The sequence below is a fragment of the Candidatus Roseilinea sp. NK_OTU-006 genome, assembly GCF_012931985.1.
Lineage (GTDB): Bacteria > Chloroflexota > Anaerolineae > J036 > Brachytrichaceae > JAAFGM01.
The window spans coordinates 1-12,909 of the sequence record NZ_JAAFGM010000046.1 but is presented as its reverse complement, the minus strand read 5'-3'; the positions used below and the strand labels follow the sequence as shown (position 1 = coordinate 12,909).

The following is a 12,909-nucleotide window of genomic DNA, read 5'->3' as shown; positions in this document are numbered from 1 at the left end:
GCCTTCACCTTGCGCATCTCGCTTAGCGCAAGCGGGCAAACGTCCGGGCAATGGGTGTAGCCGAAGAACAGCATCACCATCTTGCCACGCAGGTCGCTCAGCCGGGTGACGCTGCCCAGGAGCTGCGGCTTGTGGATCAGGCCGATTCCGATATTGAGGCGGCGCTTCATACCGCTGGAGTAGGTCTTGACGCGATCCTTGGCGCGTTCGACCAGCCCGACTTGCGCCAGCGCTTCGTCTATCCGCTGGCCTAAAGTGCGCCCGGATAAGCCGTACATTTGCCCCCAGAGGCGAGGTTCTCGCGGGCGGCGAGGTCTTCGTAGAGCGCCAGCTCCTGGGGCACGACGCCGATGATCCGGCGCACGGCCATCGGTTCGCGCGCCACGGAGTGGCCGGCGATGATCGCATCGCCGCGCGTGGGCGTGTAAAGCGTAGAGAGCATCGAGATCGTCGTGGTCTTGCCTGCGCCGTTCGGTCCGAGCAAGCTGAAGATCTCACCACGCTTGATCTCGAATGAAACGCCCTTAACAGTGATGACGTCACCGTAGTGCTTGGCCAAGTCTCTGGCTTCTACAATCGTGTCCATCTCGCTGCTCCTCTTTCAGCTTTTCGTCTGCAGGGAGCATAACGAGATGGTCGTGCGGGTGTGGTGCCGAAAGTCACCCCCGGGTCATATGACTTGGCCTCATCAGCTCCGCGCTCGCATGGAGCACCTGCTTAGCCTAGGGTGGCATGGTTAGCTGCCGAGATAGGCCTGAACAAGCTCGTACAGCATGCGATTGTGGGCCTCGTCCACTGTGCGCCGCGCCGGGTCGGCCATGAACCAGGCGATGCTGCGCCGCACGCCCTCGGCCCACGGCACGCTGCAGACGAAATCCGAAACGAAGCGTTTGATCTTGCTGTTATCAAACACCACGCTGTGCGATTTATCGCCCAGCAGCGTGTCCTCGAACTCCGGCCGGCATGCCACGATCCAGTCCGAGGCGATGTGCACGATCTTCGGCTCGACGCCGACCGCGTGTGCCGCTTCGCGATAGATCTGATCCCAGGTCAGCGTCTCGTCACTGGTGATGTGGAAGGCGTGGCCGGCCAGTTGCTCGCGTCCCAGCAACCCGACCACCCCTTTGGCGAAATCGCCTTTCCATGTCACGGTCCACAACGACGTGCCGTTGCCCGGCACGATGACCGGCAGGCCGCGCAGCATGCGATCCATCATCGTCCAGGGGTGCTGCCAACTGCCGAGCACCAGCGGGATGTTCGACGGCCCGTAGGTGAGGGAAGGGCGCACGATGGTAACCGGGAAGCCGCGCTCGCGGAACTCACGCATCAGGCGCTCCTCACAGGCAATCTTGTCGCGTGAATACTGCCAGTGTGGGTTGACTAGCGGTGTGTCCTCCGTGATGCGATAGTGCGCCGGAGGTTTCTGATAGGTGCTGGCCGAGCTGATGAATATGAACTGTCGCGTCTGGCCGGTGAACAGGGCGATGTCCTGCTCGATATGCTCTGGTGTGAATGCCCCCCAATCCACTACGGAATCGAACTGATGATCCGCGAGCATCTTGCTCACGCCGTCCGGGTCTTTGCGAATGTCGCCGCGCAGCGGAAATGCGCTGGCCGGCGCATCGTATTTGTGCGATTGGCCGCGGGTGAGGATGAACAGCTCATGCCCGCGTTCGATGCAGAGCTGGGTGCATGCAGAGCTGATGACGCCGGTGCCACCGATGAAGAGGACTTTCATAGGTCGCTATTGTGTGTGATGTCGTAGCGCTTGTCACCCCTGATTTGACATTTGCGCATGCTTTACTATTATCTGGCCTGATCTTCATAGATTATTAAACTATTACGATGAACGTGAGAGTGAGTGTCCCGGTAACTGTGACCGACTACGTCACGCGCAGCATTCGCGAGCGCATCCTGAGCGGCGCGTATTTGCCAGGCGCCAAGCTCGATCAGCAGATGCTGGTCGAAGAGTTCGGCGCTAGCCTGATTCCGGTGCGCGAGAGCCTGCGCCAGCTCGAAGCGCAAGGGTTCGTGCGCTTGTATCCGCACAAAGGCGCTTACGTTGCCGAGTTGTCGCTCGCCGAGGTCAAAGAGATCTATTTTGTGCGCGAGCTACTGGAGGAATCAGCGACGCGGCTGGCCGTACCGAGGCTTTCGGCGGAGGATAAAACCCGGTTACGCCAACGCCTCAAACAGATGGAACAGGCGACCGCATCCGGCGATTACGCGCAGTTGCTCGACCTCAACCGCGACTTCCACTTCATCATCTACGAAGCCGGCGACAACCGTCTTCTGGTTGAGCTGATTCGTGGCCTGTGGGATCGCTCCAGCCGCTACCGGCATCTTTATACCTATCTGCCCGATCGTGCGCCGCGCGCATTGCGGGAGCACAAGCGCATCTATAGCTTGTGCATCTCCAGCGACGCCGAGGCTGCCGCGCGTGCGGTCAGGAACAACGTCAGGCAGACAGTGAGGGGCCTCGTGCCGGTGCTGCGCGCCCGGCTTGCCGAAAAGAAAAGCTTCGCTGGCTGATTGCAACATGGATGGAGACGCCATGACGCGAACGATCAACCCCGACTACAAACCTAAACTCCCGCCTAAGACGGACTACGGTATCGGTATTGTTGGCTGCGGCGGCATCGTCAACTACGCGCATCTCGTCGCCTACAAGAACAATGGTTTGAAAGTCGTCGCTTGTTACGACGTGAACCCTGAAGCAGCGCGCAAGACGGCTGAGGCGCACGGCATCCCGAGGGTGTATCAACAACTTGACGATCTGCTAGCCGATCCATCCGTCGAGATTGTGGACATCGCTGTGCAGCCATGGCACCAGCGCGCGATCGCAGAGCGTGCACTGGCCGCCGGCAAACACCTGCTGTGCCAGAAGCCGCTTTCGGACACCTTCGAGGATGCTGTGGCCATCGCCGAGGCTGGCCGGCGCGCCAATCGCAAAGTCGCAGTCAATCAGCAGATGCGCTGGGATGCCGGCATCGCCGCCGCGCGCGACCTGATTGCCAAAGGCGTGATTGGTCAGCCGACCGACGCCCAGATTCAGGTGAGCACCAACACTCCCTGGCACATGTGGCCCTGGCTGGCCGAATCGCCCCGGCTCGAGGTGCTATATCACAGCATTCACTACCTCGACGCCATGCGCTCCCTGTTCGGTGACCCGGCGTGGGTGACCAGCCGCCACGCCAAGTATCCCAAGCAGGGTGCCAAAGCAGAGACCAAAACCATCACGATTCTGGACTACGCCGATGGGCTGCAGGCCATGGTCGCTGTCAATCACCATGACGAAAGCCCCGACGGCTACGCGATCTTTCGTTTCCTCGGCACCGAGGGCATCATCAAGGGCACCATCGGCTTGATGTACAACTATCCCCACGGCCGCCCCGACACGTTTGAAGTTCATCTCCACGCCGACAAGCCAGAAGATTGGCATGTGGTCCCCTTAGAGGGCATGTGGATCCCCGATGCGTTCATCGGCCCGATGGCGTCGCTCATGGAGGCGATCCAGGCCGATGGCACGCCGGCCACCGATGCTACCGACAACCTGAACACGTTGCGCATTGTCGAGGCGGCCTATCGCTCGGCGGCGGAGAATCGTTCGATCAGACCGGCAGAGATTTGAACGCAGAGAAGCGGAGAACGAATGCAATCTCCGCTTCTCTCGTTCTCCGTGTGCGATGACACCATGGAACAGCGGCTGAGAGACAAGATCGCTATCGTTACCGGCGCCGGTCGCGGTATCGGCAAAGGGGTGGCCTTACGGCTGGCGCGCGAAGGTGCGCATGTTGTGATTGCGGAATACGACCCCGGCACCGCCCAGCAGACCGCGCAAGAGGTACAGGCGCTCGGCGTTTCCGCTATGCCGTATCCGGTTGATCTATCCGACGTATCCCAGATCCCACCGATGGTAGATGCTGTGGTGCGCGCTTTTGGCCGCATAGATATCCTGGTCAACAACGCCGGCCGCGTGCAGACCAAGCCGATGCTCGATCTGACGGAGGAGGACTGGGATCGCATCGTCAGTGTCAACCAGCGCGGGCTTTTCTTCTGCCTGCAAGCCGTGGCGCGTCAGATGATCGCGCAGATTCCTGAGGAGATCCGCAACAGCGATCGCGCGCCGCACAGCTTCGGCAAGATCGTTAACTTCTCGTCGGTCGCCGGGCGCAGCGGCCGGCCCAACTCGACTCACTATGCTGCGACTAAAGCCGCTGTCATCAGTATCACCCGCTCGGCGGCGCTGGCGCTGGCGCGCTACAACATCAACGTCAACGCTGTCTGCCCCGGCATCGTGCTCACCGCGATGTGGCAAGAGATAGACCAGGCCAACCAGCTTATGCGGGGGCTGGAGCCTGGCGAGTGGATTCGTCGCTCCATCGAGACCGTGCCGCTCAAGCGCGCCGCCCAGCCGGAGGATATTGCTGCGGCCGTAGCTTTTCTGTGCTCGCCCGATGCGGACTACATCACCGGCCAGGCGCTCAACGTGGATGGAGGGTTAGAGATGGATTAGCCGACTGAGAGTTGCTTCTTACGTCTTACGTCGGACGCAGGACGCAAGACGCAGGACGCAAGACAACAACGCCATGCTTACCTACACTGATCTTCCCCTGCTTCCTACGCAGCTCGTCGGCAGCGCCGGCGTGCCAAGCTGGATCTGGGTCTTCCGCGACGCGATAGCGGAGGGCAAAGTTGGGCCAGAGGACATCCGCGAGACGTTGATGGACGCCGTGAATATCGCCATCCAAGATGCGACCGAGGCGGGTGTGGACATCATCTCCGACGGCGAGTTCTTTCGGGCCGATTTCACATGGAACTTCCACGAGCGCATCGCCGGTCTGGAGAAAATTCCTTTCGAGCGGCGGCTCGGATACCCCGGCCCGGACCAGTTGGACGCCTTTCGCGCCGTCGAACCGCTCACCGTGCCGAACGGCTACGGCCTGGTGGACGAAGTGCGCTACATCAAGACGCGCACCCACAAGCCGTTCATCACGGCGCTGCAAAGCCCACTCACGCAAGCCTTTCGCATTGACCCCGGCAAGGTGTACAAGGACAAGGGCGAGGTGGCCTGGGCATTGGTGCCGTTCATCAATAAGGAGTTGAAAGACGCCGTGGCCGCCGGCGCGCGCCACATCCAGTTCGACGAGCCGGCGTTCTGGACGATGCCCGGTGGCATGCCGGAGTTTGTGAAGATGTACAACGCCTGTGTGGAAGGCGTGAACGCCACCATCGGCGTGCACTTGTGCTTCGGCAACTTCCGCGGACGCCCGGCCACCTCTGACCGCACCTACAAACACATCGCCCCTTACCTCGAGCAGATGAACGTGGACGTGGTGCACATGGAGTTCGCCAACCGCTGCATGTGGGAGGCCGACCTTTGGGCCAAATACGGCGGTGACAAGATCCTGTGCGCCGGTGTGATTGACGTGAAGGGTCGCTCGCTGGAGACACCTGAGCTGGTTGCCGAGCGCATCCGGCTGCTCCTGCGCTACGTCAAGCCGGAGAAGCTTTGGGTCTCGTCCGATTGTGGCTTCAGCCAGACGGCGCGCTGGCTGGCCGTCGAAAAGATGAAAGCAATGGTCAAAGGCGCAGCGATTGTGCGAAAGGAGTTGATGGGCTGAATTACAAAGCTCCGCAGAGCGCTGCCCTTCACGATTAAAAGCGATGTTGAAGCTCGAATACAACGACAAGCTCGGCCGTGTCATCCGTATGGATGACGTTGACACGATCGGCCGTTCGACCTACGCCATGCTGGAGGATGCGTTCACCACCGGACGCACCGAGGAGGCGTTGGCTCTATCCGATTATTACTTGAAAGAGCTGTGTATCATGCATGACATTCTAATGACCTGGGCGCAGGACATCATTCGGTTCATGATCGTGCGCGACGCTCACGCGGCCCAGCCCACAGCTCAGGCGCTTTCTGCTGCCATCTGCAAAGCTTGGCGCGACTTCGAGTTCGGCGTTGCGCCTCTGCGGCGGTTGCAAGCAGCCATTCGTGACGGCGACGCATCGCGCGCTTCGGCTGCGCTGGAACGCCTGTGGCTGGAGTTCAAAATCCCGCATGACGTGCTCGTGGCCTGGATCAATGAGATGCTGAATTACTTGTCCAAGACCACCGAGCAGCACGTGCTGGACTCGATTCTGGAGACGCACCAGAGCATCTGGGGCGACCGCTACGCGACGTGGGATCAGATGACGCCGTGGGAGAAAGTGGCGCTGACGGTAGAGGGCATGCGCGGCCATCTGAGCGGCGCCTCGCGCAAAGGCGACGTGATCGTGCGCGAAGAGGAAGATCGCTTCGTCATCGCGTTTGACCCATGCGGCACAGGCGGCGTGTTGCGGCGCGGTGATCCGGAGACCGGCCGCCCCGCCTATCGCACCGACGGCGTCAACCGCGAGCCGAACGACTGGACCTGGGGCAAAGTCGGCGTGCATTGGTATTGCAGCCACTGTGCCATTGCGATGGAATGGCTGCCCGGGCGGCGGCGCGGCCATCCGTTGCGTCCGCTCGATCACACGCTGGATCATCAGGCGCCGTGCGTTTGGTACGTCTACAAAGACGAAAGCCAGACGCGCGCCTATCACTATCCCAGAACCGGTTTGGTCAAGCCGGCGTGAGGCGCGCGCCCGCTGTCTGCTGAGTTTCGAACTCTGAGTTCTTGATGAGGAGACCGCGATGAGGATAGACACACACCAACACTTCTGGAATCTGGCCAAGGTTGAATACACATGGCTGGTGCCGGCCTATGGGCCGATTTACGCCAACTTCGCCCCGCAGGACCTGGAGCCGCAACTGAAGGCCGCCGGCATTGACCGCACGGTGCTCGTGCAGAGCGCCAACAACAACGAGGACACCGTCTCGATGCTCACCCAAGCCGAATGCTACGAGTGGATCGGCGCGGTAGTGGGCTGGGTGCCACTCTACGATCATCACGAGGCGGCTAAGCTACTCGACCGGTATGGCAAGCATCCAAAATGGCGTGGCGTGCGCCATCTCAATCACGAAGAGCCAGATCCGGATTGGCTGGTGCGCCCGGATGTGTTGCAAGGCTTGAAGCTGCTGGAGGAGCGCGACATGACGTTTGACGTGGTCGCCATCTTCCCTAAGCACATCGGCCATGTGCCTACCCTGGCCGAGCACGCTCCCAAGCTGAAGATCATCATTGACCACCTCGCCAAGCCACCGATTAAAGAGAAGAAGATGGACGAGTGGCGCGCGGCGATGGCGCGTTGTGCGCAGTACCCCAACGTCTACGCGAAGATCTCCGGTCTGAACACCGCCGCAGATTGGCAGAACTGGTCGGCCGCCGACTTGAAGCCCCACATTGACGCTGCGATCGAGTTGTTCGGCGTGGATCGCTGCATGTTCGGCAGCGATTGGCCGGTCGCTATCCTGGCCGGCGACTACGCGAAGGTGTGGCGTGAGACAAACGAGGCGCTCAAAGGGCGCAGCCAAGCCGAAATTGACGCGGTGCTGGGCGGCACGGCGCAAAAGGTCTATCGCGTCGAGTAGTGTCGCTAGTGTCGTAGCGTCGGTCGTGTCACCAGTGTCGCTCGACACCAACGACACCGGCAACACCACCAACACCAGCTAGACGAAACCGACACCAATTCGTAAAGGAGTCCCATGAAACGCTTTGGACAGGTGATCGGCATCAAGCCGGATCGGATTGAGGTTTACAAACAGTTGCACGCGGCGGTATGGCCGGCAGTGCTCAACAAGATCAAAGAGTGCAACATCCGCAACTACTCGATCTATCTATACGACAACCTGTTGTTCGCCTATTTTGAGTATGTAGGCGATGACTTTGAGGCCGACATGGCGAAGATGGCTGCCGACCCCATGACACAGGAATGGTGGGCCATCTGCATGCCGATGCAAGTGCCGGTCGAGGGCCGCAAGCCGGGTGAGCACTGGCACACGATGGAAGAGGTGTTCCATACCGATTGACCGGTGCTGTTTGGGTTGGATTGCGGCGCGCGAGGATTCACCCTTGCGCGCAGGATCATTTCGCATCTCGTAAAGACCAGGAGGTTTCCAGATATGTCCAAACACAAGTTATTCGCCTCGCTCTTCGCCGTCGGTGCAGTCCTTGCGGCATGCGCAGCACCGCCGTCGCCCGCACCTCAAGCGCCTCAGCCGCCGGCCGCCGAGCCTACCCAGGCCGCGCCGGCAGCGCCCGCCCAGCCGTCCGGCGATGAGCCCAAGGTGGCCGGCGTAGATCGCCGATTCGACGGCGTCACACTGCGTGCCGCGTTCATCGGCGGTGGCCAATACGAGAAGATGTACGAGTCCATCAAAGACTGGGAGGCCGCCACCGGCGCGAAGGTGGAGATCGTGTACAAGGGCGATGGCTTCGAGATTGACAAGAAACTCAAGACCGACTTCGCTGCCGGCACCGGCGATTACGATGTGGTCTGGGATCACACTTCGTTCTTCTCACAATACATCCCCTTCCTGGAGCCGCTGGAGAACTACTTCACTCAGGAGGAGCTGAAAGATTTCTCGCAGGCCATTCTGAAGAGCGCTACGCGCGATGGTCACCTTTGGTTAATCCCTCGCCACGCCGATATTAGCGTCGTCCACTACCGCACCGACCTATACGGCAACGAGCAATACAAGGCCGAGTTTAAGGCCAAGTATGGCTACGACCTCGCGCCGCCCGAGACTTGGAAGCAATTCTTCGATCACGCCGAGTTCTTCACAGGTAAGGAGCCCGGACTGTTCGGCACGAATTTCGCCGGTAAGGAAGAGGCGCTCAGCGGCCGCTTCTACGAAATTCTGGTGGCCAACGGTGGCAAGATGCTCGATGAAAACTTCAAGCCGGCCTTCAACAGCGAAGCCGGCGTGAAGACGGCCCAATTCTTCCGCGAACTCTATGCGCGCAAGCTGGTGCCGGCGGACATGACCAGCCTGTTGTGGGATGGCGTGGCCAACAACTTCTGCCAAGGCAACATCGCCGTGCACAACGAATGGTTCGGCTGGTATTCCTACTTCCAGGATCCGAAGAACTGCAAGGTGGCCGGCAAGTTCGATCTGATTCGCCAACCGGTGGGTGAAGGTGGCATTCGCAGCGGCTGGGCCGGCGCGCACGCCTTCAGCATCCCGGCCAGCAGCAAGAACAAGGAAGCCGCGGCGGCGCTGATCAAGTTCCTGACCTCGGAGAAGATCATGTATGAGGAGGCGAAGCTCGGCTTCCTGCCGGTGCGCGATAGCGTGTGGGCGCGCCTCATCGCCGACGCCGCCAAGAGCGACAACCCGCTGGACAAGAAGCGACTAGAGATCGCCCAGACTGCGATCGCCAACGACTTCTTTGCACCTCCGCTAATCGCAGAATGGATTCCGTTGACCAACATCCTGACCCCCAAGCTGCAGGCGATCATGCTCGGCGACCTTGACGCTAAGCAGGGCCTGGACGAGGCAGCCGCTGAGGTCGAGAAGATGCTGGCTGAAGCCGGTTACTACAACAGGTAGACGACGGTTGATCTCAGGGATAATCCTCAGCTCCGAGGCGCTTTGCCGACCTCGGAGCTGAGGGCCATCCGAGCTATGGCGCAACTCACACAGGCATCGGCCTTGGAGAGGCGTTTCACGTCGGCGCGACGTTCCGGCGCATCCGGGTTCATCGTCGCCATGTTGGTGCCGTCGCTGGTGATCATCGCCTTCGTCGTCGCCTTCCCGCTGGTCTATTCGTTCTATCTTTCATTCACCTCATACACGCTGCTCCGGCCGATCCCGGCTTGGAACGATTTCGCGAACTACCGGCGCTTGCTACAAGACCCCATCTTTGGCCAGGCCTTCATCAACACGCTCTTGTTCATGTTCGTCACTGTCAACGCAGCCTTTCTGATGGGGTTATTTCTTTCTCAGGCCGTGGCGCGCACGATCCGTGGCCAGCCGTTGTTGCGAACCCTGTTGATGGTGCCGATGATGTTTGCGCCGGTGATGGTGGGCTTCCAGTTCCGCTGGTTCTTCAACGATCAGGTGGGACTGGTGAATAATATCCTCACGTCGCTGGGGCTGCTCAACGGCTCGATCCCCTGGCTGGTGGACCGTTGGCTGGCGATGTTTTCTATCGGCGTGGCGACCGTGTGGATGAATACGCCGGTGGTCGCCATCATCCTGTTGGCCGGCACGCTTTCTATCTCGCCCGAGTTATATGAGGCGGCTGACGTGGACGGCGCGAACAGTTGGCAGAAGTTCCGCGCGATCACCTACCCATTGCTTGGGCCGTTCATCACCATCGCGCTTACGATACTCTCGCTGGATGTCGCCCGCGGGTTCGACATTGTCTCGATCATGACCGGCGGCGGGCCGGCGCATCGCACCGAACTACTGTGGACGTATGTGCCCCGGGTGGCGATCCAAGAAGCCCGGTTCGGCTCGGGCGCGGCGATGTCGTTTGTGACGATCATCGTCACCGTTGTGTTCACCCTATACTTGTTCCGCCAATTGTTGAAGTCGAGGATTCTCTGATGCGCCATTCATCTCGCCGCCGTTGGTCGAGCGCGCTGCTCGATGTCTTGGTCTGGCTCATCTTGGTTATCATGCTCGTGCCGGCCTTGTGGCTGGTGTTCACGTCGGTGCGCAACCCGGTGGAGGTCAACGCTAAGCCGCCGGTGTGGATTCCGCGCGAGTTGACGCTGGATGGCTTCAAGCCGCTCTTCGGCCAGGCCACCGAGATGACAGGGGTAATTCCGTTCGACCGCTACTTTTTGAATTCAACCGTGGTCGCCTTGGTGAGCACGGTGATCGCGGTCGCCCTCGGCACCATGGCCGGCTATGTGTTCGCGCGCTACCGATTCAGGGGGAAGAATATAGTCTTCCTGGGCATCATGCTCTCGCGCGCTGTGCCGGGCATCGCCCTCAGTTTGCCGCTATTCCTGTTGTTCGCGCGCATCAGCCAGGCCGGGCCGCTCAAGCTGATTGATACCCAGCTCGGCCTCATCATCGTCTATGTCGCGGTCAACGTGCCGTTCACGGTGTGGTTGATGGATGGCTTCTTCCGCGAGATTCCCGCCGAACTGAGCGAAGCGGCGCAACTCGACGGTTGCAGCGAATGGCAGACGTTCACCCTCATTAATCTGCCGCTGGCGTTGCCGGGCCTGGCCGCCAGCGCCATCTTCGCCTTCCTGGCCGCATGGAACGAATTTCAGATCGCCAGTGTGCTCACGCGCACCGTCAACTCCAAAACGGCGCCGGTCGGCCTGTTCGACTTCACCGGCCAGTTCACCATTGACTGGCGTGGCATGGCCGCGATGGCAACGGTCATGATGATCCCCGCCATCGCCTTCGTGTTCGTCGTACAGCGCAACCTGGTGCGTGGCCTGACCTTTGGCGCGGTGAAGTAGGATTCAACCTCCAATCTCTAATCCCCAATCTCTAATCTCTAATTGCTAGCTCTGCGCCGCATGCCATCCCACATCACCGACTCCATCTTCCTGAAAGACCTGTATGGCACGGACGAGATGCGCGCGATCTTCAACGATGAGTCGCTACTGCAACGTTGGCTCGATGTAGAGGCCGCCTTAGCGCAGGCCGAAGCGGAGATCGGCGTGATCCCACGATGGGCTGCGGAGGAAATTGCGCGCAAGGCCAAGGCAGCGCTGATTGACACGGCGTGGATGAAGCGTGAGATTGACCACACGCTACACCCTATCGTGCCGCTCATCCGCGCGCTAAAGTCCATCTGCGATGGCGATGCCGGCGAATATATTCACTGGGGCGCGACCACGCAAGACATCATGGACACCGCCCTCGTGCTGCAGATCAAGGATGCGATCGCGATCTTCGAGCAGCGCCTGAGCCGCTTGGAAGCGACGTTGGCCGAGCTTGCGCAGCGCCATCGCGAGACGATCATGCCCGGCCGCACACACGGCCAGCATGCGTTGCCGATCACCTTCGGTTTCAAGGTGGCGATCTGGCTCGATGAGTTTCGTCGGCATGCTGCGCGCATGCGCGAGTGCAAGCCGCGCGTGCTCGTCGGCCAATTCGGTGGCGCAGTGGGTACGCTGGCCGGCGTCGGCGAGCACGGCTTCGAGATTCGACGGCGCATGATGGCCCATCTCAAGCTCGGCGTGCCGACGATCACTTGGCATGTCGCTCACGACCGCTTCGCCGAATTCGCCGGCATCATCGCGATGATGGCCGCAAGCTGCGGCAAGATCGCCCGCGAAGTGATCGCTCTGCAAAAGAGCGAGGTGATGGAGCTGGAAGAGCCGTGGGCAGAAGGCAAGGTGGGCAGCAGCACCATGCCGCACAAGCGCAACCCGATGCTGTGTGAGGCAGTTGTTGCATTGGCGCGCTTGTGCTTCGACCGCGCCCGCACAGCGCTCGACGGCCTCATTCCAGAGCATGAGCGTGACTGGGCCGTCAATCACATGGAATGGGCTTATCTACCAGAGCTCTGCGTCATGGCCGATGGCGCGCTTGCGCTTACCCTGCGCGTGCTGGATGGCCTGCACGTATATCCGGAGCGCATGCGTGCTAACTTGGACGCGATGCAAGGGTTGATGATGTCCGAGGCTGTCATGTTCGCGCTCGGACAGGCGGTGGGACGTCAGACGGCGCATGACGTCGTTTATGCCTGTGCGATGCGTGCCGTTGAAACCCAACGCTCGTTTCGTGAGGTGTTAGCCGGGGATCCACTTGTGCGCGCGCATCTCTCTGCTGACGACCTAGACCGTTTGCTCGATCCAACCCGCTACATCGGTCTGGCACGCGAGATGGTGGATCAGGTGTGCCGCACCGATGCGGACTGATGTCGGCCTCATGTCCCGCGAATCACTTTGCGCACCTCTCGCACAACCGTTTCGGTCGGCGTCTTCATCCCGTAGGCGAAGCGCCAGCGTCCCTGAGCGTCAAGCACAAACGTATCGGCGGTGTGATCCACGGTGTAGGTC

14 protein-coding genes are annotated in these 12,909 nt (G+C 60.6%); 11 read left to right on the top strand and 3 right to left on the bottom strand.

The features are described 5' to 3' along the window. From GXH28_RS16545 to GXH28_RS14665, 3 genes are all read right to left on the bottom strand, one after another. Positions 1-278 (bottom strand): SCO family protein (locus GXH28_RS16545; RefSeq protein WP_240550434.1); only part of this gene is annotated, 278 nt, incomplete at its 3' end. Next, positions 251-586: an ATP-binding cassette domain-containing protein gene (locus GXH28_RS16540; protein WP_169239761.1), complete on the bottom strand. Its 336-nt coding sequence runs from the start codon at positions 584-586 to the stop codon at positions 251-253. The genes GXH28_RS16540 and GXH28_RS16545, both read right to left, overlap by 28 nt. 150 nt (positions 587-736) lie before the next feature. Continuing rightward, complete coding sequence (locus GXH28_RS14665; protein WP_169239771.1) at positions 737-1,738, bottom strand: SDR family oxidoreductase; 1,002 nt, start codon at positions 1,736-1,738, stop codon at positions 737-739. Positions 1,739-1,857: 119 nt separating this feature from the next. Between GXH28_RS14665 and GXH28_RS14660 the strand changes: the two genes are divergently transcribed. From GXH28_RS14660 to purB, 11 genes are all read left to right on the top strand, one after another. Then, the gene (locus GXH28_RS14660) at positions 1,858-2,532 is read left to right on the top strand and encodes an FCD domain-containing protein (RefSeq protein ID WP_169239770.1); all 675 of its coding nucleotides are present in this window, start codon (positions 1,858-1,860) and stop codon (positions 2,530-2,532) included. Positions 2,533-2,554: 22 nt separating this feature from the next. Further along, positions 2,555-3,631: a Gfo/Idh/MocA family protein gene (locus tag GXH28_RS14655; RefSeq protein WP_169239769.1), complete on the top strand. Its 1,077-nt coding sequence runs from the start codon at positions 2,555-2,557 to the stop codon at positions 3,629-3,631. Between the two features lie 21 nt (positions 3,632-3,652). Next, entirely contained in the window at positions 3,653-4,516 is an 864-nt protein-coding gene (locus tag GXH28_RS14650) for an SDR family NAD(P)-dependent oxidoreductase (protein ID WP_169239768.1), read from the top strand. A 73-nt stretch (positions 4,517-4,589) separates the two neighbouring features. Then, entirely contained in the window at positions 4,590-5,624 is a 1,035-nt protein-coding gene (locus GXH28_RS14645; protein WP_169239767.1) for a cobalamin-independent methionine synthase II family protein, read from the top strand. Between the two features lie 43 nt (positions 5,625-5,667). Next, complete coding sequence (locus tag GXH28_RS14640) at positions 5,668-6,624, top strand: hypothetical protein (RefSeq protein WP_169239766.1); 957 nt, start codon at positions 5,668-5,670, stop codon at positions 6,622-6,624. A 58-nt stretch (positions 6,625-6,682) separates the two neighbouring features. Next, a complete protein-coding gene (locus GXH28_RS14635; RefSeq protein WP_169239765.1) occupies positions 6,683-7,519 on the top strand; it encodes an amidohydrolase family protein in 837 nt (278 codons plus the stop codon). Between the two features lie 114 nt (positions 7,520-7,633). Beyond that, positions 7,634-7,957, top strand: a complete 324-nt coding sequence (locus GXH28_RS14630) for an L-rhamnose mutarotase (protein ID WP_169239764.1) — start codon at positions 7,634-7,636, stop codon at positions 7,955-7,957. Between the two features lie 93 nt (positions 7,958-8,050). Continuing rightward, a complete protein-coding gene (locus tag GXH28_RS14625) occupies positions 8,051-9,481 on the top strand; it encodes an ABC transporter substrate-binding protein (RefSeq protein WP_169239763.1) in 1,431 nt (476 codons plus the stop codon). A gap of 159 nt (positions 9,482-9,640) precedes the next feature. After that, positions 9,641-10,483: a carbohydrate ABC transporter permease gene (locus GXH28_RS14620; RefSeq protein WP_169239773.1), complete on the top strand. Its 843-nt coding sequence runs from the start codon at positions 9,641-9,643 to the stop codon at positions 10,481-10,483. After that, positions 10,483-11,358: a carbohydrate ABC transporter permease gene (locus GXH28_RS14615; protein WP_169239762.1), complete on the top strand. Its 876-nt coding sequence runs from the start codon at positions 10,483-10,485 to the stop codon at positions 11,356-11,358. Before GXH28_RS14620 ends, GXH28_RS14615 begins: the two co-directional genes overlap by 1 nt. A gap of 42 nt (positions 11,359-11,400) precedes the next feature. Then, the gene (gene purB, locus GXH28_RS14610; RefSeq protein ID WP_240550432.1) at positions 11,401-12,768 is read left to right on the top strand and encodes an adenylosuccinate lyase; all 1,368 of its coding nucleotides are present in this window, start codon (positions 11,401-11,403) and stop codon (positions 12,766-12,768) included. Positions 12,769-12,909 lie beyond the last annotated feature (141 nt).

Coding starts and splice junctions, on each gene's coding strand:
- GXH28_RS14635 (WP_169239765.1), top strand. CDS start 6,683: ATGAGGATAGACACACACCAACACTTCTGGAATCTGGCCAAGGTTGAA.
- GXH28_RS14630 (WP_169239764.1), top strand. CDS start 7,634: ATGAAACGCTTTGGACAGGTGATCGGCATCAAGCCGGATCGGATTGAG.
- GXH28_RS16540 (WP_169239761.1), bottom strand. CDS start 586: ATGGACACGATTGTAGAAGCCAGAGACTTGGCCAAGCACTACGGTGAC.
- GXH28_RS14655 (WP_169239769.1), top strand. CDS start 2,555: ATGACGCGAACGATCAACCCCGACTACAAACCTAAACTCCCGCCTAAG.
- GXH28_RS14620 (WP_169239773.1), top strand. CDS start 9,641: ATGTTGGTGCCGTCGCTGGTGATCATCGCCTTCGTCGTCGCCTTCCCG.
- GXH28_RS14645 (WP_169239767.1), top strand. CDS start 4,590: ATGCTTACCTACACTGATCTTCCCCTGCTTCCTACGCAGCTCGTCGGC.
- GXH28_RS14650 (WP_169239768.1), top strand. CDS start 3,653: ATGCAATCTCCGCTTCTCTCGTTCTCCGTGTGCGATGACACCATGGAA.
- GXH28_RS14665 (WP_169239771.1), bottom strand. CDS start 1,738: ATGAAAGTCCTCTTCATCGGTGGCACCGGCGTCATCAGCTCTGCATGC.
- GXH28_RS14640 (WP_169239766.1), top strand. CDS start 5,668: ATGTTGAAGCTCGAATACAACGACAAGCTCGGCCGTGTCATCCGTATG.
- GXH28_RS14615 (WP_169239762.1), top strand. CDS start 10,483: ATGCGCCATTCATCTCGCCGCCGTTGGTCGAGCGCGCTGCTCGATGTC.
- GXH28_RS14625 (WP_169239763.1), top strand. CDS start 8,051: ATGTCCAAACACAAGTTATTCGCCTCGCTCTTCGCCGTCGGTGCAGTC.